23 protein-coding genes and 1 tRNA gene are annotated in these 19,106 nt (G+C 39.2%); 14 read left to right on the forward strand and 10 right to left on the reverse strand.

From position 1 onward, the window contains the following. Positions 1-80 precede the first annotated feature (80 nt). Entirely contained in the window at positions 81-1,355 is a 1,275-nt protein-coding gene (gene hflX, locus TSIB_RS04980) for a GTPase HflX (protein WP_015849299.1), read from the forward strand. Here the strand turns inward: hflX and TSIB_RS04985 are convergent, their stop codons facing one another. Further along, positions 1,356-1,763 (reverse strand): RNA-binding domain-containing protein, encoded by a 408-nt coding sequence (locus TSIB_RS04985; RefSeq protein ID WP_048160327.1) that lies wholly within the window; start codon positions 1,761-1,763, stop codon positions 1,356-1,358. Between the two features lie 93 nt (positions 1,764-1,856). Between TSIB_RS04985 and pepQ the strand changes: the two genes are divergently transcribed. Then, entirely contained in the window at positions 1,857-2,900 is a 1,044-nt protein-coding gene (gene pepQ, locus TSIB_RS04990) for a Xaa-Pro dipeptidase PepQ (RefSeq protein ID WP_048160328.1), read from the forward strand. A gap of 62 nt (positions 2,901-2,962) precedes the next feature. Here pepQ and TSIB_RS04995 read toward each other — a convergent pair whose 3' ends face one another. From TSIB_RS04995 to TSIB_RS05010, 4 genes are all read right to left on the reverse strand, one after another. Then, positions 2,963-4,237: a tRNA (N(6)-L-threonylcarbamoyladenosine(37)-C(2))-methylthiotransferase gene (locus TSIB_RS04995; protein ID WP_015849302.1), complete on the reverse strand. Its 1,275-nt coding sequence runs from the start codon at positions 4,235-4,237 to the stop codon at positions 2,963-2,965. Positions 4,238-4,368: 131 nt separating this feature from the next. Beyond that, a complete protein-coding gene (locus tag TSIB_RS05000; RefSeq protein ID WP_015849303.1) occupies positions 4,369-4,560 on the reverse strand; it encodes a hypothetical protein in 192 nt (63 codons plus the stop codon). Beyond that, positions 4,557-5,471 carry an MBL fold metallo-hydrolase gene (locus TSIB_RS05005; protein WP_015849304.1) on the reverse strand — a complete coding sequence of 305 codons (915 nt, stop codon included), beginning with the start codon at positions 5,469-5,471 and terminating at the stop codon, positions 4,557-4,559. Before TSIB_RS05005 ends, TSIB_RS05000 begins: the two co-directional genes overlap by 4 nt. Before the next feature lie 67 nt (positions 5,472-5,538). Next, complete coding sequence (locus TSIB_RS05010) at positions 5,539-6,603, reverse strand: DUF835 domain-containing protein (RefSeq protein ID WP_015849305.1); 1,065 nt, start codon at positions 6,601-6,603, stop codon at positions 5,539-5,541. Positions 6,604-6,716: 113 nt separating this feature from the next. Between TSIB_RS05010 and TSIB_RS05015 the strand changes: the two genes are divergently transcribed. Further along, positions 6,717-6,794: transfer RNA gene (locus TSIB_RS05015), tRNA-Arg, on the forward strand. A gap of 194 nt (positions 6,795-6,988) precedes the next feature. Next, positions 6,989-7,243, forward strand: coding sequence for a hypothetical protein (locus tag TSIB_RS05020; protein WP_015849306.1), 255 nt, complete (start codon positions 6,989-6,991; stop codon positions 7,241-7,243). Between the two features lie 301 nt (positions 7,244-7,544). Here the strand turns inward: TSIB_RS05020 and TSIB_RS05030 are convergent, their stop codons facing one another. Then, positions 7,545-8,645: a hypothetical protein gene (locus TSIB_RS05030; protein ID WP_148206171.1), complete on the reverse strand. Its 1,101-nt coding sequence runs from the start codon at positions 8,643-8,645 to the stop codon at positions 7,545-7,547. Between the two features lie 312 nt (positions 8,646-8,957). Here TSIB_RS05030 and TSIB_RS05035 point away from each other — a divergent pair, with 312 nt between their 5' ends. The 7 genes from TSIB_RS05035 (at position 8,958) to TSIB_RS05060 (ending at position 12,562) form a co-directional block, all read left to right on the forward strand. Further along, a complete protein-coding gene (locus tag TSIB_RS05035) occupies positions 8,958-9,374 on the forward strand; it encodes a hypothetical protein (protein ID WP_015849308.1) in 417 nt (138 codons plus the stop codon). 52 nt (positions 9,375-9,426) lie between these two features. Next, the gene (locus TSIB_RS05040; RefSeq protein ID WP_048160333.1) at positions 9,427-9,990 is read left to right on the forward strand and encodes a hypothetical protein; all 564 of its coding nucleotides are present in this window, start codon (positions 9,427-9,429) and stop codon (positions 9,988-9,990) included. A 102-nt stretch (positions 9,991-10,092) separates the two neighbouring features. After that, the gene (locus tag TSIB_RS05045) at positions 10,093-10,473 is read left to right on the forward strand and encodes a hypothetical protein (RefSeq protein ID WP_015849310.1); all 381 of its coding nucleotides are present in this window, start codon (positions 10,093-10,095) and stop codon (positions 10,471-10,473) included. Positions 10,474-10,529: 56 nt separating this feature from the next. Next, entirely contained in the window at positions 10,530-11,219 is a 690-nt protein-coding gene (locus tag TSIB_RS05050; protein ID WP_048160334.1) for a hypothetical protein, read from the forward strand. A gap of 33 nt (positions 11,220-11,252) precedes the next feature. Further along, positions 11,253-11,729, forward strand: coding sequence for a hypothetical protein (locus TSIB_RS05055; RefSeq protein ID WP_048160335.1), 477 nt, complete (start codon positions 11,253-11,255; stop codon positions 11,727-11,729). A 190-nt stretch (positions 11,730-11,919) separates the two neighbouring features. Continuing rightward, on the forward strand, positions 11,920-12,066 hold the full coding sequence (locus tag TSIB_RS10435; RefSeq protein ID WP_187146397.1) for a hypothetical protein: 147 nt from the start codon (positions 11,920-11,922) through the stop codon (positions 12,064-12,066). Then, complete coding sequence (locus tag TSIB_RS05060) at positions 12,053-12,562, forward strand: DUF257 family protein (RefSeq protein WP_015849313.1); 510 nt, start codon at positions 12,053-12,055, stop codon at positions 12,560-12,562. The genes TSIB_RS10435 and TSIB_RS05060 overlap by 14 nt, the downstream gene beginning before the upstream one ends. A 189-nt stretch (positions 12,563-12,751) precedes the next feature. Here TSIB_RS05060 and TSIB_RS05065 read toward each other — a convergent pair whose 3' ends face one another. The 3 genes from TSIB_RS05065 to TSIB_RS05075 all read right to left on the reverse strand — a co-directional run bounded on the left by TSIB_RS05065 (position 12,752) and on the right by TSIB_RS05075 (position 14,434). Further along, positions 12,752-12,931, reverse strand: a complete 180-nt coding sequence (locus TSIB_RS05065) for a hypothetical protein (RefSeq protein ID WP_015849314.1) — start codon at positions 12,929-12,931, stop codon at positions 12,752-12,754. A gap of 3 nt (positions 12,932-12,934) precedes the next feature. Continuing rightward, positions 12,935-13,120 (reverse strand): hypothetical protein, encoded by a 186-nt coding sequence (locus TSIB_RS05070; protein ID WP_015849315.1) that lies wholly within the window; start codon positions 13,118-13,120, stop codon positions 12,935-12,937. Between the two features lie 165 nt (positions 13,121-13,285). Then, complete coding sequence (locus tag TSIB_RS05075; protein ID WP_015849316.1) at positions 13,286-14,434, reverse strand: DEAD/DEAH box helicase; 1,149 nt, start codon at positions 14,432-14,434, stop codon at positions 13,286-13,288. Positions 14,435-14,695: 261 nt separating this feature from the next. On the opposite strand from TSIB_RS05075, the gene TSIB_RS05080 reads away from it, so the two are divergent. The 3 genes from TSIB_RS05080 (at position 14,696) to TSIB_RS05090 (ending at position 18,450) form a co-directional block, all read left to right on the forward strand. After that, positions 14,696-16,426 carry a metallophosphoesterase family protein gene (locus TSIB_RS05080; RefSeq protein ID WP_015849317.1) on the forward strand — a complete coding sequence of 577 codons (1,731 nt, stop codon included), beginning with the start codon at positions 14,696-14,698 and terminating at the stop codon, positions 16,424-16,426. Between the two features lie 105 nt (positions 16,427-16,531). Then, complete coding sequence (locus tag TSIB_RS05085; RefSeq protein WP_048160336.1) at positions 16,532-17,758, forward strand: inorganic phosphate transporter; 1,227 nt, start codon at positions 16,532-16,534, stop codon at positions 17,756-17,758. Positions 17,759-17,763: 5 nt separating this feature from the next. Then, a complete protein-coding gene (locus tag TSIB_RS05090; RefSeq protein ID WP_048160337.1) occupies positions 17,764-18,450 on the forward strand; it encodes a TIGR00153 family protein in 687 nt (228 codons plus the stop codon). 176 nt (positions 18,451-18,626) lie between these two features. Here the strand turns inward: TSIB_RS05090 and TSIB_RS05095 are convergent, their stop codons facing one another. Further along, entirely contained in the window at positions 18,627-18,854 is a 228-nt protein-coding gene (locus TSIB_RS05095) for an Lrp/AsnC family transcriptional regulator (protein ID WP_048160338.1), read from the reverse strand. Between the last annotated feature and the right edge of the window lie 252 nt (positions 18,855-19,106).

Consider the following 19,106-nt stretch of genomic DNA (forward strand, 5'->3'; position numbering starts at 1 on the left):
TTTTCATGCTCATTTTCAGCATCCTCATTTTTATAAAATTATCCAAAAAGATATAAACCCTAAAACTTTAACTCTCCTCGATGAAGGCTATTGGAATAATAAGGCACTCCCCAAATAAAAGGGTCAATAGAGAGGAGTTTGAAGAGCTTTTGAGGAGTGCTGGCTACGAGATTCTCGCAATAGTTGAACAGGTTAGAGAGGAACATCCAAAATACAACATCGGCCCCGGAAAGCTCCAAGAGGTAAAGGAACTAATAAAAGAGCTTAATCCGGATAGAGTAATATTCGCAAATCCCTTAACACCGTCCCAGTCATTCAACATAACCAAAGAGCTTAGAATCGACGTAATTGACAAATGGCAGCTTGTTCTTGAGATATTTGAAAAGAGGGCACATTCAAAAGAGGCAAAGCTACAAGTAGAGTTTGCCAATCTTCAATATGAACTCCCTCTAGTTAAAGAAGCCATTAGGAGAATTAAACTTGGGGATAGGGCAGGTTTCAAAGGTATGGGGGAATACCAAACACAACAGTACCTCAAACACATACGCTACAGGATGGGGAGAATAAAAAAAGAACTAGAAAAAGTAAAGGCTGATAGAGAAGTTAAGCGGAAGAGAAGAGAGGAAGTTGGTTTCATATTGATAGCACTAGCTGGTTATACAAACGCCGGTAAATCGACACTTCTCAATACCCTTGCGAATGAAGAGATAGAAACCAAAATGCAAATGTTTACAACTTTAGATACAACAACAAGAAGATTTATGATGAACGGGAAAAAGACCTTAATAACCGACACCGTCGGATTCATAGATGATCTTCCACCGTTTATAGTAGAGGCCTTTCATTCAACTCTGGAAGAGATCATCAAAGCAGACATCATTTTATTAATCCTTGACATCAGCGAACCCTGGAGAGAAATAAAAAGAAAGTTTTTAGCATCGATTGAAGTCTTAAAAGAGCTAAAGACATTAGACAAGCCACTCATAATAGTTTTAAATAAAAAAGATCTAACCTCCAAAGCAGATGTAGAAGACAAGAAAAAGGCTCTTGAAGAGCTTATAACCAGAAAAGGAATAATTGCACACAGTATTATCCCAATATCAGCAAAAGAAAATGATTTGGGTGAGCTTAAAAACTCTTTGGAAGAAGTAATGTTCACACTACCAAAATACAGGCTTTTTGAAGTTCTAGTAAGGGACAAAGAGAAAGTTCCCAAGGTCATGGCAATGATAAATTCAATTGGGGAGATTTTAGACATCAAATACGGGGACACTACAAAAATTTTTGCTTATATCCAGATTGGTATGATAAAAAGTTTAACAAAAATGGGTGTAGAGTTAAAGCACCCGAGCTAATTACTCTATCGGCACTCCATCCTTTGTTCTTGGTGCAAGCCATTTCATAAGTCTCTGGGGTTCTTTTGTTCGTATTATAATTGTTATTGGGCCCAAAGGCGATTCTTCATTGAAGTTAACTTTTCCCACATATGCTACCTGTTTGTGTACTTTGATTATTATTTCCTCTCCGAAGTAACCCTCTTCAAGCATGGCTCTAGCAGTGTCCAAAATTTGTTGACCTCTAAAGAGCTCATAGAGCTTCTGTAAAGCTTTTTTGTCTTTAGTCTTCCCGAGTAGCAGTATGTATTCCCCTTTATCAAAGGCATGGAATTCAAGAGGAGATACCAGATTGAGCATTGCCTCTTTGACTTTCTCTATATCCTCCGTGGGATAAACATGAGCTTCAACTTCCACTTCTTCAAACATCTCACTCACCAGAGGTAGTTGGAAAGTAGCTTTTTGAAGTTTTTGACCAAAAACATTTTATTGTTATCATGCTCATCTCAATTGGTGAAACTCATGGAAAGGATTAAGGGTATTAGAAATTATATTCAAAAAAATGAAGTCGATGCTGCTTTAATAACAAGCGCTCCCAATCTTTTTTACTTTGTGGGAACCGCACCTCTTATTGGTGGATACCTTGTTGTGACCCCCGAAGAAGAGATTCTCCTCGTTCCAGAACTTGAATACGAGCAGGCAAAAGAAGAAGCCCACGTTGAAGTTGAGAAGTTCAAGAAAACGGACGAGCTCTATGAGTACCTTAAGCGTTTTAAATCACTTGCCGTTGAGGGTACAATAAGCCTATCTTTCAACAACACCTTAAAAGAGAAAGCTCAGATAGAAGAATTCAAACTTCTGGACGATATAATAAAGGAACTTAGAATGATAAAGACTGAGGAAGAGATAAAACTCATTGAAGACGCATGTAAATTGGCCGATATAGGCGTAATGACCGCTATAGAGGAGATAAGAGAAGGAAAGCGCGAGAAGGAAGTTGCCGCTAAGGTTGAATATGTTATGAAAATGGAAGGTGCCGAAAAGCCTGCTTTTGACACGATAATTGCAAGTGGTCATCGTTCCGCTCTACCCCATGGGATTGCAAGCGATAAGAGAATTGAAAAAGGTGATCTTGTGGTCATGGATCTCGGGGCACTCTACAGGCACTACAACTCTGACATAACGAGGACAATAGTAGTGGGAAGCCCAAACGAGAAGCAGAAGGAGATTTACGAAATAGTTCTTGAGGCACAGAAAAAAGCCGTTGAAGCTGCAAAACCAGGAATGACAGGAAAAGAACTGGACAGTATTGCAAGGGACATAATAACGGAGTATGGCTACGGAGATAAGTTTATCCACTCACTCGGCCATGGAATAGGTCTTCAGGTTCACGAGTGGCCAAGAGCTTCTCAATATGATGAAACGGTCCTAAAAGAAGGTATGGTAATAACCATAGAACCGGGCATATACATTCCAAAGTTCGGTGGCGTTAGAATTGAGGATACTATAGTTATCACGAATGATGGCGCAAAAAGGTTAACAAAGACTGAAAGGGAGCTTATTTAAACTTTGCTAAAGCCCGAAGGTTTTTCATCTTTTATATTCTCTCCCTCGACTTTTAAACAATTTTAATCCACAAGTTCACCCAGAAGATACGTTGAAGTTGTCTTCGTGACTTTTACCTTCACAAATTCTCCAACCGGCGCTTCGGGGAGGATTATGTCCTTGTAGTTCATAGTCCTTCCTTCTATTCCTCCTTTCTTCCCTTCACCGTGTGTCAAAACCTCCATCTCTCTCCCCAAGTATCTTCGGTTTATCTCATAGCTTATCGAAAGCCTGAGCCGGTGTAAATAGCGGGAGCGCTCCTTTACCCTCCACCCCACTATTTGATCTTTCATCCTTGCCGCTACCGTTCCCGGTCTCGGTGAGAAGCGCGAAACATTTATCTTGTCTGGTCTAACCCTCTTTATGAGCTCCACTGTGTTTTGAAATGCCTCCTCACTTTCTCCAGGAAAGCCGACGATTATATCGGTGTTCAGGTTAAGGTCTTTGATATGCTTTCTAAACTCCCTAACTATCTCTTCAAACTCCTCAACCGTATAAGGTCTTCCCATTCTCTTCAAAATCTCGTTGTCACCACTTTGCACCGGCAAATGCAGAAATTTGTAGATTTTATTATCCTTGTAAGCCTCTATCAGTTCGTCGAGTACTTTGACGGCGTTGTTAGGGTTCATCATGCCAACCCTTATCCTAAACTCGCCTTCTATTGATGTGATCTCATCCAAAAGCCTTGCTAAGTTCGTACCTATGTCAAATCCGTAGCATCCTGTGTCTTCGCTTGAGAGCTGAATCTCTTTGTATCCCTTGGCTACAGCTTCCTTCACCCACTTCACAATAAGCCCGGGCTTGTAGCTCTTCAAAACCCCTCTTGCAAATCTTGTGGCGCAGTAGGTGCATGCGTTCAGACAGCCTTCGCTTATCGGAACTACGAAAACAACTCCTCCCTTCCACACCCGGGGGATTTCAAGCTTGTCAATGCTTCTCTCTCTCCATCCTTCAACGTTGATTAACTTTTCTCCTCTTTCGGCAAGTTCAATTGCTCCAATAATTCTATCTATGCTTTTGACTCCAAGAATCCCTGAAACCCTCTCATCTATTGCGCTGGGATTAACATGAGGCAAACAACCGGTAACTATTACCCTTTTTCCGCTGTCCAAGAGCTCTTTAATCCTTCTTGCCATGTGCTTTTCTGTTGGATCTTTAACGGCACAGGTATTCATGATGACATAGTCTGCGCTATCCAAGTCAACTACCTCATAGCCAGCTCTGAGAAGCAGAGCTTCCATCATCTCGGCGTCTGCTTTGTTCCTTGTACATCCATAAGTTTCTATGTGAACCCTCATCGCACTCCAATCTCTTAGAGCATTTAAAAAGATATGGTAGCAAAGATAGGTATTTAACCATCCGAGGAGGATGGGTGATGTAACATGAAGGCATGCATAGTCCATGACTCTACGCATGGAACAGCGAAATATTAGATTCTTGACCTTTTGTCTAAGAGCCATAGGACAAGCCCTACCAGGCCAACAAAGAGCACGATTCCGATCATTGTTATCAAGATGTTAGTGTAAGTTGCAAGAATTCTCGTGAGGATTACCAGGAAGGCCATTGCAAGAGCAAGGCCCACAATTAGAAAGAGAGTCCCAAATTCTTCCAGTATCCTCATAAATACCACCCCACGTCAAACGGCACTTCCGCTTCTTCTCCTTTCTCAATTTTGTGCAGTTCTTTTCTATAGGCTTCCAACGGTCTGTCTTCCTTTTTTAAGAAGCGGGCAAATGTTAAGGCCTGTTTCTCAAGCTGCTCCAAGAATTCCGGATATCTTTTATCTCTAATAAGGTGGTGATCCAAGATAACCTCCGCATTAGTCTCCTTTATTATTTCATTAAGATTCTTAAGCCCTGTACTCCAAGCTTCTTTAACTCGATATCCTTCAAGGTAAGTCGGGGGGCCACCAGTGATTAACAAATCGGGCATCTGTTTGATTATCCATTCCTTGGAGGCCCGATTCAAAAGCTGGATATCACTTGCATGGATCAACCTTTGTTTTCCATCATCCACCATAACCATCACAACAAAGCCAAGCTTTGAGCCTTCACTTCCATGCGGGACGGCTGGAGAAAATTCCATGATAAAGTCACCAAAATCAAAGAACTTTCCATCGGCATGCTCAATTTTTTCCACTATTTTTTCTGCCTCCTTGAGGAAAGCCCATGCCCTCTTCTTCTGACTGAAGTTTATGTTCTCCCTGGGGTGCTTTATAAAAAGGGTTTTCCTGCTGTAAATATCCTTCGCTTTTTCAGGAGAAGAGCTTTCATAAATCCCCTCAAAGAATGGAGTGTGGTGATCGTAATGGTAGTGAGAAATTGTTATTATCTGGGCTTTTCTTGAATACTGTTGTATTTTTTCTCTTGCTTTTTGTAGGGCTTCAAGCTCTGCTTTGGCCGGAGAGAGGGAATAGCGCTTTGGACCTAACGCTGCCCCTGGATCGATAAGAATTCCTATCTTTCCAATCTCCAAAAACGTTGCAAGACTCCTAACACCAAGACTCTCAGATGCAAGTGGAATAAGCTTCATAAGGTCACCTTAGGTTTTAAGCTTCTGAGTTTCTTAAACTTAACTTTGAAGTTATAACTTAAAAGTTCTAACTAAAAATGCGCCTTAGAATTGCAAGCTGATGTTTGTTCCAAGCCCCTTCCTCAATAACTACAAGGAGCACGCCACTGTTTATCAGTGCAAAATCATTTAATGCAGCTAAAAATTTCGCAATGGACTCAAAGCCATTGTACATCGACAGATACTCCAGACAATCTATTATCACAACTCCTTCGAGGCCTTTTTCCTTTGCCTCTCTAAAGTACTCGCTTGTAATCTGGGCCATGTACGCAAGATTTGTTGGGGAGAGCCGGCCTTCTCGCTCTTCAGTGCTCAAATAGTAAACTTTCCACTTTTCCGGAGCGTCTAAACTCCTAACAAACGCCAGTACGGGATAATCCTCGAAGTTTGTCTTTATCTTTCTATACTCCTGTGAGGTTATAAGCCTAGCACCGGGCTCCAAAACAACTTTTATTTTGACGGGCTCCTCAAAGAATAAAAACTCCCTGGAAGTTACAATCTTTATCATGAAAAAGGCCATACCTACGGAGAGCGCAGTGCCAAGGATTGTCCACACAAAATGAAGTTGTGGAAGACTCAGCCTTACTGGATAAAGAAGAACGAATATGCCAAACACAATCATTAAGATGCCGAGATAAAGGCTATTTCTCTGCTTTTTACTCATTGTTAGGAAAACTAAGCCAGAAAATAAAAAGAATATCCCAGAAAGAACAGCAAAAGGCACTTCAACAGAAGAAAAACTGTACGGAAGGTCTAAATGAATTAAAAGCATTCCATAAAGGGCAAAGAGAGGAGGAATAATTCCTATTGTCTCAGGCTTTAGTAACGTTTTGATGTCCTCATGCTCCTTGAGATATGTCAAAACCCCGTATATCATAGTCCCCGAGAAAAGGGAATAAAAAAGTGCAATCTCTTCTTTATTTTCCGTATAAAATGCTACCTGCATTAGTACGAAAAACATCCAAGCGGCGGACCAGCAAAAGAGGGGTTTTATCTTGTGCTTTAAATATGCATAAGCAAGTACTCCAAAAGTTCCAGTAGCTATAAAAATGCTAAGAACGCGGACAAACAATTCTAGATATTCTTCGTTCATATGACCACACTCACATCTGAGGTCATATTTAAATATAACCGTGAGAACTAATAAAGTTTTCTTGGTCAGGAGGGAAAAAGATTTTTAATCTCATTTTCTCTGGATATTATCGAGGGCCCGTGGCTTAGTCGGGATAGAGCGTCGCCCTCCGGAGGCGAAGATCGCGGGTTCAAATCCCGCCGGGCCCGCCATTTCGAGCTTTTTTGCATGTTTGCTTTTTAAAAACCCAGGGCTCATTTTTTGCGCGTTTACCTGTACTCGAGAAAAAATTTATCAAACGTTAGTGAGAATGTCTTTTGTGGAAGGGTTAGTGTGTGGTTTGCTTTTGTGGATGAGAGTGGGAAGCCAAAGTTTGGTTCTAAAGATGTGAAGCAAGAACCAATATATGCAATTGTATTATGAGATTGAAAAAGTTAAATATTCTGCTCTTCCCGGGATAAAACGAAATCTTGAGATTCATGCTAGTGAGATTGTTCATGAAAATAAGAAATGTAGAGGAATAGATTTAGACAATAGGATTAAACTTATGAATGGTATTTTTGGTGTTATCCGTGATTTTGATGATCTTAGCCTTGTTGCTGTTGTTATTGACAAAGAAAAGGTTTTGGAGAATAAGTTTTTGAGGAATACAATCAGATAATGTTTCGTTGTCTTAAATCGTCATAATGATCTACATGTGTATAGGTACACTCAAGATAGTCATCGAAGAGCTTCTTGCTTTTGAATTTTAATTCTCGAGAAATTTTGCTGAGATAATCATCCGAGAGTACACGATATTTCCTACCCCTGCTTATTTTTGTTCTGATCTGTGTATATACTTTGCCTGTATACGGATCAGTGAAATAGAGCCAATCATGATCGCGATTTAGTTTATCATCCACTTGTTGGAAGCCCTTACTTATTAAAATCGCGATTAGTTTTCTTCTTTTTATAGGCATTGCTCACCCCTCCTTTATTGGTAGGGGCTTCACGACAACCGGTTTATATTTGTGAGAAAAGTCGTTCAAATCTAGGTACTTGGAAAGTTCCTTTTTTATTCTCTTTGCAGACTCGGCTAATTGTTCGTCTTTGAACGCTAAGAAGCCTACGATTAATCCTTCAAGACTGTCTTCTAAGTCTTTTAAAGCCTCCTTGTAGGTTTTTCCATACCCTTCAATGGATAGTGTTTTATGCTTCAGTATCCAGAGGTTGCCTTCCATGTCATATTCCATCTCAATTAGGATAGGTTCTTTGAGAAGAAACTTTCCTATTTTATCTAGAGGGATTTCTTTCTGTGGGAGTACTTCTTTAAGTTCCTTCATCTCTCTACTCCTTGCCTTTTTTGCCATTAAACCTTTAATCTTCACGGGGACTGTCTTATAGTACTCTTTAATCTGAGGTTCCAACTCGGGAGGTATGTACACTTTGATACGTTCTCCTGTTGTAGTATCTATAACAAAGTAGCGTGGATCTTTTCCGTGAAGATCTGTGATAATCCCTATGAATTCAACAGTTGCCTTTTGTTGATATTTATTCTTCATCTTTCTGACAAATTCCCTCTGCTTTGATTTTAGTCGTATTATTTTTTCGGAGGGGTCTTTACTTATGCCGATGAAATAATTTTCGGTTGGAGGAATAACATCTTCTATAGATGTAAGTAAGCGATATCCATACAAGGGATCCTTAAGAGATTCAATGATGGTTTTGTCCAGTGTTTTCTCATCTTCTTCTTGAATAGCTTGATAAACTTGATGGTGGGTTTCAGCAACCCAATTTTGGAGTTCAGTCAAAGTGGGACTTCCTGAAAACTCCAAAGTTGCTTCTACACTCCCTTCTTGAATCTCCGCAAGGAAAAGTCTGAATTTTGGTTTTATTGTCTTCCCATATCGTGCTTCGGCTATAATGTTGACTTGTTTTTGAATTTGAATTAGCAATTTTCCAAACGTGTGAGCATCAACCTTGTGATCTTTGACAATTTTTCGACCATCTAATCGTATCCATATCCTTGGAGGTGTCACAAAGATCACCAAGATAATTGTTGTCACAGTTAATATGAGTATCATAAGTTGTTAATGTTTTATACATTTTAAAGGTTATCGTATTGACATACATTCTACTCATGTGATCCTAGAACTGGAATTGTGCAGTGCTAACATATATTATCCAATTTGCGAGTTAAGAAATGGGTAGGCCAGAAAACCCAAAGTGGTGGTTACATGGAAATAGTTCATGGAACGTGCACGAGTAAGGATTTTTAAGTTTTGCTCCCGTGGCGAAACTTTATTGATTACTTTGAATAATCGTGAACAAGGTAAAGTTTATTTATTGTAAATGCAATAGTTAGTCATGAAATTAATCCATCGGGAGGATATATGATGACAAGAGTTGAAGTATTTGAAGATTTAGAGAGAGTGAAACAGATTTTGCTTGAGGATGGGTTTAGGAATACTATTTTACAAGTCATCAAGCCAGGTCAGGTTTTTGGTCTTGTAAAAGAGCTAAATCATCCGTGGGAAATGCATGTGAGAGGTTTTGAAGATGGCCATTTAGAGGCCGAGATAGAGATCTCCAGAGAGTACTTGGAACATTTAGATAGCGGATACAAGAAAGAAGCAACGATGGAACTTACAAGGATTCTTGATAAATATGGCATTATATATACAGTTAAAGGAGACATGTCTGGAGTTGACCTGCAACTGAAAAAACCAAATACTTTAACGCCTTGGAAGCCAATAGCATTAGTTGTGACTCTTATTGGGGTTGCATATCTTCTATCAAAGAAAGAGACCTGAAAAATAAAAATTGATGACCAAGAGATTGACAAATTGCTATAAGGTGGAAAAAATGCCTCTGCCTTCTTCCATTTCTATTCATATTAAAATGCCACGGATATGTCGTATTGGAGAAAAAGTTCCTGTCACAGTATATGTTGAAAATTATGCTCGTAGTCCATACCCTACAAAAGAAGAGGAATATCTTATAGTTGAATCATGGGCTGAAATGATTAAGTATCAACCAGGCAGGGGATATCCTAAACTCAATACTGTTTTTTCAGAACCCTTTAAACTTACCCCCTATGAATCTAAGGAAATAAAATTCTATTTTAGGCTTATGGAATCTAGTCAATATAGGATAACAACAAGGCTTAATCTCATCAACATAGTTGAGGTTAGAGGTAATCCTAAGTGGGGGAAGTGGAAAACTATTACTGGAGGACGTGGAAGGATAGGAGAAGAGGTGACAATATCTTTCGAAGGAGGAAATGTTCGTTTTAAAATTCTTGACATAAAAGAAACTAACGAACTGAAAAGTTGTATGTCGCTTTATGACCTCATGCTTTTACTAGGTTCAATTGGCGCACTCATAGCAGCTATAACGGGAGTTATATCTATCCTCTTATGGATTTAATAAGGCACCAATTTGTGTCTGTGTTTGTCTGTATGAATGGGAAACGTTAATAATTTTGGAGTAAAATAATTCATTGAAAACATTATATGGGAGAGGTTGGAGATGGGGGGTTTTTTGAAAGGATTTGATGAAAGTATAAGTGAAGGTGTAGAGGGGCTATATGCTGCACTATTTATGTCTATTGTGGGTGTCATGATATCTGTTTTCAGCACATTGCCGAGTGGAGACTTTGTAACTAACTATTTAATATTATTTCTTGTTATAATGGGGATGACTGATGTTACGATGATTCTTGCAGTGGCTCAAGAGGCTCTTGAGGCCTCAATTGGGTATATCGCAGGTAGGGTGGTAGGATTATTGTTAATGATATATCTCGGAAGAATGATTGGAGTTTCGATGACACCTTATTTGATCAGCCTTTTAGTTCTCCTTTTAGTAGTGGTTGTGAAGATTGTATGGACTTTGCAAGAGATAAGGAGATGATATGATGAAAATGGCTTATGAGAGAAAGTTAGGCGATCGAATGGGTGGGTGATAATGTGAACACCAATATAAAAACAATAATAATGATTTTTGCCATTGGAATGTTTGTTCTTGTTGGAGGAATTACAGCTGTGGTTGGTGCTAAAACAAAAGATGACACCGCTTTACAATTTGCTTTAGTTATGGCAAATATCGTAATGGTGAGCATCATTGCTCTTCAGGCAATAGCTACTGCAGAGGCTGTAGAACAAGCAAAGAAACAAGCTGAACTTATGAATCAAAGTCTTCTTGAGATGAAAAAACAGCGATTGAATATTGAGGAGTTTAAAAATTCCCTCATGCCGTATCTCAGAAGTGTTATTCTGACTTTAGAGGCAAATTCTAAGAGAAAAGATTATGATATAATTACTGATCCATATTTATACGTTCTTCAAGGATACCGCCGTGGAACTAGAGCAAAATATCTTTCCCCTGCAGAAGAGGGTTTGGTGTGGAGGATTTCAGTATTCATTAAGAAATTTTTAGAATTACGTGGCCTCTCTTGGCAGAGATTTGAAGAGTATAATAAACTGGTTTCTAAGTTTAAGGATTCTAAAACAAGCCAGAGTGAAAAACCAGGACTTGCAACGAGAATCAAGGAAAAATCTAAGGAACTCTTGAAAACTGTGGAGAGTATTTTTGATGAGGTAGAGAAAATGAGTAATAAAGAATTAGAGGAGGAGATTTTGAAAATACTCGAAGCTTAATCCTAGATTGTCGAGTTGTTGAGAGGTGATATGATGGATAATATGGTTTGGATAACTTTTTTCCTAACACTTCTTGCTGGTGCTATTACTGCCCTAATAGGAGTTCATATCCAGCATTGGTATTCTTCAAGAAAAACTCGAGAACGCCTGATTAATACATTAAAATCCGAATTAAATGCAAACCGAAGGCTAATTGAAAGTAATCTTAACTCTCTCAAACAATCCTCTGATGGTCTACTTATGTTTCCTTTAAAAAGTAGGGCTTATGAACACATTTTATTTGAGTACCCTTCTTTATTCCGGGAATGTTATGAAAAAGGAAATGAAATGGAAGAAATCATAGCTGGAATATACTCGGCTATCGACTCTTTCAATTTGTTGCAACAAGCGTTGACTTACAATTTTGTGGCATTAACAGACAAAAATAAGGAATCTATGGAGGATCTACTAAAGAGGATAGACTCCCTTATTGAAAGAATCATTAAATTAATAGAAAAAGAAAAGAAATAAAGAAAAAATCAATCGACCACTAATCCCAAAACTTGCGCTTGCTCGATTGACACTTCTTCAACCTCTACTATCTCCACGTCCCCTTTCGGCAGATTTTCTTTTTTGATGTATTCTTTCACTAGTATTTCAACCTGGCCTTTAACATAACCTTTAAATCTTTTGGAGGGAAATTTGTTGTGGGGTGTATGAAATGAACTCTCCCAGAATTATTTGGGATAATGTCAAGCTTGGTGAGGCTGTGTTAATAGAGTATCCTTCCACAGCAGGGCCGTACCAATGCCTCGAGGGGATAGTGAAATGGGTCAAGGAGAAAGGGGTACCGAGTGGCCATTGTTGACTTTCTAGACACCCTCTACTTGTACAAGGCGCAGCTAGAGTTGGCTGGTGAAGACACGAGTTTCTTGAATGATGTTAAAGTCATAAAGGTTGGTGGCAGGTTAAACGTTGGACAAGTCATTGAGCGGCTTCGCGTTAAAGATGAACCTATTATCCTAGCGCAAGAGTACACAAAGATTCTTAACTCCCTGGTGAAGGAGGGGGAGGTAGCAGTTGTTCTTGTTCTAGGCATTGAGAAGTTTGCCCCAATACTTGAACTTGAAAAAGTGTTGACTGGTATAAATGCCCTACTTTCCTTTGTTGGTGATGAGCGTAGGATCATGTTTTACTTCATCAATACTGACGTGTTGGAACGGGCTATTCCAGAGGTTTTGCCCTTGCTTGAAGACATAGGAACTACCGTAGTTAGGATTAATGTGGTAGAGAAGAGCTACACGTTCTCGGTAGTAAAAACTATTAACAGAAAAATCTTGGGACTCAAAGTTACCTACTCTTGATGCAACTTGGTTCTTAATACATTATAAACTGATTATGAACTTTGGATTAGTGTGCATTACAGGTAGAGATGCAGTTATTACAATATTAACTCTTAGATTGGCAGTAGAGATTCTCTTAAGAAAAAGAAAAATATAGATTGCGCCCGTATTCTGTGCCCATTAACTCCCACGCTTCCGCTAATTTCTTTTTCATTTCTTTTTTCTTAAAAGAGCTTTTTGCATTAAAGGATATACATTATAACCTAATCCAAATCCAATAAATAGCATGCCAATAAGTTTATTGCTATTTAAAAGAGCAATTCCCACTACAACCAAACCAGCTCCTAATGTCTGGAAACCGGTTCCTGATGCATTGTCTTGAATTTTCATTCTTCAAAAAAATTCTTTTCTGATTAATATTCCTAACACACTACCCATAAGAAATAATATTAATGGGCCAACATCCCCTCTGGATAGCAATATTCTAATTACCGGAAACGTAGAAACAATACCAATAAAAGCGTTTCTTGGAATTGTTATAGATTCTTTTTTGGATTTTTTATTTATTTCTTCACTCATATATATAGTTCCATTTACTAGTATATAAACCTTTGTTAAAATAATTCTGTGACAGTGAAAAATATATGTCTGAAGGACTAGAGTCCCCTATTCCTAAAAAAGAGATAAGGAAAGCAAGTAAGGCGGGTTCGAATTCTACCAAACCCCCAACCTACCAAACTAAAATCAAGACACCATTGGAATGTCTCTTTTTCTCCTTCCATACTCTGTTGGGTACGCCATTTCTTTTATTTTTACTCTAGCTACTCTTTCTATATCTCTTAGTTTCGGAGATTCCCAAGGGGCGACAAATGTTATGGCCTTCCCTCTCTTGCCTTCTCTTCCAGTTCTACCAATTCTGTGAACGTAAGCTTCCGGGTTTTGGGGAATTGAATAGTTTATCACGTGCGTTAGATCCTTGACGTCTATTCCCCTAGCTGCAACGTCGGTTGCCACTAGGACTCTAATTTTGCCCTTCCTAAAGCGCTCTAAAATCCTTTCTCTTCCCTTTTGTGGAATGTCACCATTCAAAGCCTCCACACTGTACCCTTTAGTCTTAAGTTTCGATGCTAGCTCCCTCGTTTCTCTTTTCGTCTGGCAAAAAACTATTCCATAGAAATCTTTTTCATCCAAAATACTGCATAAAAGGCTGAACCTCTTGTTCGGGCGTACTTCAAAGTAAATTTGCTCAACCAACTCCGGAGCAAGACTCCTATCCTGTATTCTAATCACTTCATAGTCCTTTAAATATCTCCTCGCCAACCGAAGTATCTCTCTAGGAATTGTAGCAGAAAACATCAAAACTCTCTTTTCCTCGCTTGTGTGCCTCAAAATTCTTTCGATGTCTTCTATAAAACCCATATCCAGCATTCTATCAGCTTCATCCAATATGAAGTAGCTCACACCATCCAATGAAAGTGTGCCCCTCTCTATGTGATCAATTACTCTTCCCGGAGTTCCAACTACTATATGCACTCCCCTTCTTAAATTTCTGATCTGGGGCCCTATTGGTTGACCTCCATAAACGGGAAGAACATTTATTCTCCTTTTTCCTCTCAAAGACCTTATTTCATCCGCAACCTGGATTGCAAGCTCCCTAGTGGGTGTTATTACTATTGCCTGAACCTCTTTTATTTCCTCATCTATAAGTTCTATTAACGGAAGCGCAAAAGCTGCAGTTTTGCCTGTTCCAGTTTGAGATTGGCCGATTATATCGTTATCTCCTCTTAAAAGCCTGGGAATAACTTCTTTTTGAATATCAGTTGGTTTTTCAAACCCTTTTCTTCTTACAGCATTTAAACTGTTTTCTGAAAGTCCTAATTTTTCAAAACTCATTTTGCAGTCTCCTTGAATTTATGGGCATTAGAGAACAGAACAGCAGATTAATGGTGAATTTCTGACGTTCCGGGCTCTAATTAAATTTTCACAAACTGATTACACGGATTGGGTTTATAAACGTTTGCAAATATCAACGTCTCAATCTCAGCTGGGCTCCTCCCCGGCCTAAAGGGTGAGGGTTTCAAAAGAAAAATGTAAAAAACATGGGAAACTCAAAAATAATTTTAAGGAGTGAGGTAGATTATAAGCGGTGAGAATATGAAAAAAATATGGGTAGTTATTTTGATAGGAGTTCTCATACTTGCGAGCGGTTGTGTCCAATCGCCCACTAGCACTGAGAGCGTGAGCACTCCAACAACAACCTCTCCCACGAATTCTTCCCAAACCCAAATCGAAACCAGCCCTAGCCCCTCGCCAACTCAGACTACAACCACAACTTCCTCAACGGTACCCAGTTCTACCTCCACCACTCAAACAACATCTCAAAAACCAGGTATTGACTTTAGCTCATACAAAAAAGGGGAAATTCTGCAGAATTGGAGCAATATATTCGATACACATGTGGCGTATGTGAGTAAAGGGTATGAAGACTTGGCAAGGCATTATTTCCCAAATGCTGAGATAAAGAGCAAAGATGCATTTAGAGGGGGAATAGCTATTTTATCCCCTGCAGATGCCAGAGAGCTTTTGAAAGGAAAACCAATCGTGATCACCGTTAGAGAATATTTTGGGTACGTTCTCTACAAAGTCGGGACTAAATTTGTCGGAGAAGATATAGGAACAATAATAGCCTACAAAGAAAATGGGGAAGATAGATTAATCTTCACAGGAAATGGAAAATCCGGAATTGGGGCCACTTTAGAATTCGCAAAGGAACTGGATGAGGGCAGAAATGTTGATCCATCACTTGTCCTAAGAAGAGGAGAGTTTGAGGGCATAGTTATAAAAGTAATAGGGGATAACAACTGGAATGGGATAAAAGAAGACGATGAGTTCTGGACACTCCAAGAAATCTATGTGGAGGAACCCTTTATTTATAACTGGAGAATCGTCAATGGAGAAAATATAACAGTTAGCGGTGGATTCATACGACTGGTAAATGGTTCCAAAGTTCATATAACCGCTTTGGGCTTCAATGTAAGCGTTAAAATTAGAGATCCAAAAAATGTCCAAATAACATATGTGATTGAAAATATCAACCCCTCATTTGTCGAGTACCCAGAGGAAGCCAAAATAGGCAGTACTTGGATAGAACTCACAACATCCAAAGGATTTTCAATAACACCACGAGATATAGACGGCTTTACTTTCCTAGCATTTGGAGATCACAGACCTGGAAGCGGAACCGAACAACCAGAAGTATTTTTTAAGATTAGGGACCTCATGAACCATGATGAAGGAGCATTTATAATTAACAGTGGGGACTTGGTTTATTCGGGAAAAGTGGAAGAATGGGCCGAGTTATTAAAAGAGTGGACATTTAACAAGCCAGTGTTTGTTGTTCCAGGAAACCACGAATATAGAGGGGAAGGAAAAAACATTTATCACAAGTTCTTTGGGCCGACGGATTATTCCTTTGTTCTTGGGAAGTATTACTTCATCTTTACTAACAATGTTGAAAACGATTACAGATTAACCTCAAGTCAGTGGGCTTGGCTCGAGAGCGAACTAGAAAAAGCAAAAAGGTTGGGGAAGATCCCCATTATATCAATGCATGCACCGCCAATAGACCCCAGGCCTGAGGGGGATCATGCTATGGATACCAACCACGCTAAAAAGCTTTTAGAGCTTATGAAAGCATACGATGCTTTTGGGCTCTTTGGGCACATTCACATATACTGGTACGGAGAAAAAGATGGTGTAGAAATGGTGATAACCGGTGGCGGAGGAGCACCATTGTATGCAAAGCCAGATGAAGGGGGATTTTATCATTATGTGAAAATAAACGCATACGATAGTTTAACGGTTGAACCTATAAGAGTTGATTGATTCTCTTTTCTCTCTATATATTTTATATAGATCAATGTAGTGAACCATATTCTACTATGATAAAGTATTTATATCCACCACAAATAGTCCCACTCGGTGGGAAAAATGATCGAGCTACTTAGCAATCCATGGATGTTCATTACAATTGCTGTTGGCCTTTTTATGGCCTGGGCAATAGGTGCAAATGACGCTGCAAATTCTATGAGTACTGCTGTCGGTGCTGGAGCAATAACTCCAAAGCAGGCAGTTTTAATCGCGGGTGTGCTTGAATTTATCGGTGCTTATCTTTTCGGAAAAAGCGTTACAGAAACGGTAAGAAAGGGAATAATTGATGCCTCTCAAATAAGTGATCCCAATGTTATTGTTTACGGTTCTATTGCTGCCCTTCTCGCAGCTTCCTTATGGTTGCTGTTTGCCTCGAAGTTTGGACTGCCAGTATCAACGACCCACTCAATCATAGGTGGTATTGTCGGTTATGGTATAGCATATGCTGGAACTTCAATAGTAAATTGGAGTAAAATGGCCCAAGTTGTTGCAAGCTGGGTGCTCTCTCCATTGTTCGGTGCAGTAGTAGCGTTTGTCATCATAAAACTTGTCTCCAAAACAATACTCCAGCAAAAGAATCCAATAGAGAGCGCCAAAAAATGGGCGCCTGTGTGGATAGGGCTTGCATTTGTCGTTATAGGCTCAATGTTTCATATCAAAGTCATGCATGGAAATTCCCTTCTTATTGCCCTGAGCAGGTATGGAGTGACAGCTGGAATAGGAGCTTTCTTGATAAGCTATGCACTTTTAAAGAGAAACTTCCAGGCAACCGATCCGTATTGGGGGGCCGAAGCAATATTTAGAAAAGTTCAGGTGCTAACCTCTGCCTATGTTGCCCTTTCTCACGGTGCAAATGATGTTGCAAATGCAATTGGGCCGGTCGCTGCAGTTTACGCAGTAGCAACTATGGGTCTAACTGGAATGAAAGTCCCAGTGCCAAGGTGGATTTTAGCTATGGGAGGTTTAGGAATAGCGATAGGAGTGGCAACTTATGGATACAAAGTTATGGAAACAGTTGGAAAGAAAATTACCGAGTTAACAAACACAAGAGGATTTAGCATAGATTTCTCCGCTGCTACTGTGGTTTTAATAGCCTCTTGGTTAGGACTGCCAATTTCAACCACACATACAGTTGTGGGAGCTGTTATAGGTGTGGGACTGGCAAGAGGAGTAAAAGCAATAAACAAAGATATCGTTAAAGATATAATAATCTCGTGGTTTGTCACAGTACCCGTTGCAGCTATACTTGCGGGAATCATGTTTAAAATATTAATGATCGTGGGGTGAAGATAATGCAGGTTTGGACAAAGTTATTTGCCAAAAGTCCTTTTAAACCTCTGATAAAGCATGCGGAGGTTGTTTTAGAAACTGTGGAGACTCTTGAAAGGGCTCTTGAAGCATGGGAAAATGGAGATTATGAAAACATGAGAAAGTATGCAAAAAAAGTGGACGATCTTGAGGACTTTGCAGATAAGATTAAGGAGGAAATCAGAGACAGTTTAAGTTCAAAATTATTTATGCCTGTTGACAGAGAGGATATTTTAAGATACCTTCAGAGACAAGATAAAATAGCAGACGCTGCTGAAAATACAGCGAAATGGCTCTTAGTTAGGGACCCCAATGACATTCCTGAAGAGATCAAACATGAAGTGAAAGATCTTGTGATAAAGATGAGTCAAGAAAGCATTAAGGCTGCAAAACTCGTTTACGATGCAATAGTTCAAATGGATACGGTCATAGAGAGTGGATTTGGGGAGAAAGAAATTGAGGAAGAATACAGGTTAATCAAAGAAATAGGAAGTGTTGAACACAAAATCGATGAGCTCGACACAAAATTCATGGAGATAATCTTTAAAAACTCTAGTAAGATGGACTGGGGTCTCGGAATGTATCTTCTCAATATCGCAAAAACTTTAAGTGGGATCTCAGACATGGCAAAAGATGCAGCAGAGAGGATAAGGCTAATGATGAACAAATAATCCTTTTGTTTTTTAAAGCTTTTTATCTCTCATTTTTAAAATTCCCCATACTGCAGAGAAAGTTCATCTGGAATATTTATCAATGAACTTTTTCATCCTAAAATAATTTCAAAGGCTCATTCTATCCTGTCATTAGAAAATTAAGAAAAAAGCTATGATTTAGAAAAAGAGAGACTTCAGATAGCTATCATTGTTGAAGTCATCTGTATTTCTGGCATCTTTCTTATTCTTTCCGTTATGAAATGATCTAAATCTTTTAGTGTCTCAGTTTCGACCTTAACTATGAGATCATATTCCCCATAAACCACATAAGCCTCTTTTACCTCCGGGTAAGTAAGAAGTTTCTCCATAACTTCCCTTTCCTTTCCAGCTGCTGTCACCATCAAAATAAACGCCGTCACCATAGCTTACCACCAGTAATATTTGGTTTTTTGAGTATTTAAGCTTATCGCCGCCAATAAAGAAAAAATGACGAATTAGGAAAAGTTAATTATTCTAAAGATAGGACCTTCAAGACATCCTCTGCCGAAATGTGCTCCTTTGGAATTGTAATTCTGACCATCTTTTGGATCTACCAGCTGGCCTATCTCAACGTTCAAAATAAAGATTCAAGCATGTGACCTACCCTGCCCTGAAGGGTGAGGTTTTCAAAAGAT

Source organism: Thermococcus sibiricus MM 739 (assembly GCF_000022545.1).
Lineage (GTDB): Archaea > Methanobacteriota_B > Thermococci > Thermococcales > Thermococcaceae > Thermococcus_A > Thermococcus_A sibiricus.

Bases quoted from the DNA above. Each gene is read 5' to 3' on its own strand.
- TSIB_RS10435 (WP_187146397.1), top strand. From the start codon at position 11,920: ATGAACTCTCCCAGAATTATTTGGGATAATGTCAAGCTTGGTGAGGCT.
- TSIB_RS05085 (WP_048160336.1), top strand. From the start codon at position 16,532: ATGATCGAGCTACTTAGCAATCCATGGATGTTCATTACAATTGCTGTT.
- TSIB_RS05070 (WP_015849315.1), bottom strand. From the start codon at position 13,120: ATGAGTGAAGAAATAAATAAAAAATCCAAAAAAGAATCTATAACAATT.
- TSIB_RS04985 (WP_048160327.1), bottom strand. From the start codon at position 1,763: ATGTTTGAAGAAGTGGAAGTTGAAGCTCATGTTTATCCCACGGAGGAT.
- TSIB_RS05040 (WP_048160333.1), top strand. From the start codon at position 9,427: ATGCCTCTGCCTTCTTCCATTTCTATTCATATTAAAATGCCACGGATA.
- TSIB_RS04995 (WP_015849302.1), bottom strand. From the start codon at position 4,237: ATGAGGGTTCACATAGAAACTTATGGATGTACAAGGAACAAAGCAGAC.
- TSIB_RS05000 (WP_015849303.1), bottom strand. From the start codon at position 4,560: ATGAGGATACTGGAAGAATTTGGGACTCTCTTTCTAATTGTGGGCCTT.
- TSIB_RS05020 (WP_015849306.1), top strand. From the start codon at position 6,989: ATGCAATTGTATTATGAGATTGAAAAAGTTAAATATTCTGCTCTTCCC.
- TSIB_RS05075 (WP_015849316.1), bottom strand. From the start codon at position 14,434: ATGAGTTTTGAAAAATTAGGACTTTCAGAAAACAGTTTAAATGCTGTA.
- TSIB_RS05090 (WP_048160337.1), top strand. From the start codon at position 17,764: ATGCAGGTTTGGACAAAGTTATTTGCCAAAAGTCCTTTTAAACCTCTG.
- TSIB_RS05030 (WP_148206171.1), bottom strand. From the start codon at position 8,645: ATGATACTCATATTAACTGTGACAACAATTATCTTGGTGATCTTTGTG.
- hflX (WP_015849299.1), top strand. From the start codon at position 81: ATGAAGGCTATTGGAATAATAAGGCACTCCCCAAATAAAAGGGTCAAT.
- TSIB_RS05045 (WP_015849310.1), top strand. From the start codon at position 10,093: ATGGGGGGTTTTTTGAAAGGATTTGATGAAAGTATAAGTGAAGGTGTA.
- TSIB_RS05095 (WP_048160338.1), bottom strand. From the start codon at position 18,854: ATGGTGACGGCGTTTATTTTGATGGTGACAGCAGCTGGAAAGGAAAGG.
- TSIB_RS05080 (WP_015849317.1), top strand. From the start codon at position 14,696: ATGAAAAAAATATGGGTAGTTATTTTGATAGGAGTTCTCATACTTGCG.
- TSIB_RS05005 (WP_015849304.1), bottom strand. From the start codon at position 5,471: ATGAAGCTTATTCCACTTGCATCTGAGAGTCTTGGTGTTAGGAGTCTT.
- TSIB_RS05010 (WP_015849305.1), bottom strand. From the start codon at position 6,603: ATGAACGAAGAATATCTAGAATTGTTTGTCCGCGTTCTTAGCATTTTT.
- TSIB_RS05055 (WP_048160335.1), top strand. From the start codon at position 11,253: ATGGATAATATGGTTTGGATAACTTTTTTCCTAACACTTCTTGCTGGT.
- TSIB_RS05035 (WP_015849308.1), top strand. From the start codon at position 8,958: ATGACAAGAGTTGAAGTATTTGAAGATTTAGAGAGAGTGAAACAGATT.
- TSIB_RS05065 (WP_015849314.1), bottom strand. From the start codon at position 12,931: ATGAAAATTCAAGACAATGCATCAGGAACCGGTTTCCAGACATTAGGA.
- pepQ (WP_048160328.1), top strand. From the start codon at position 1,857: ATGGAAAGGATTAAGGGTATTAGAAATTATATTCAAAAAAATGAAGTC.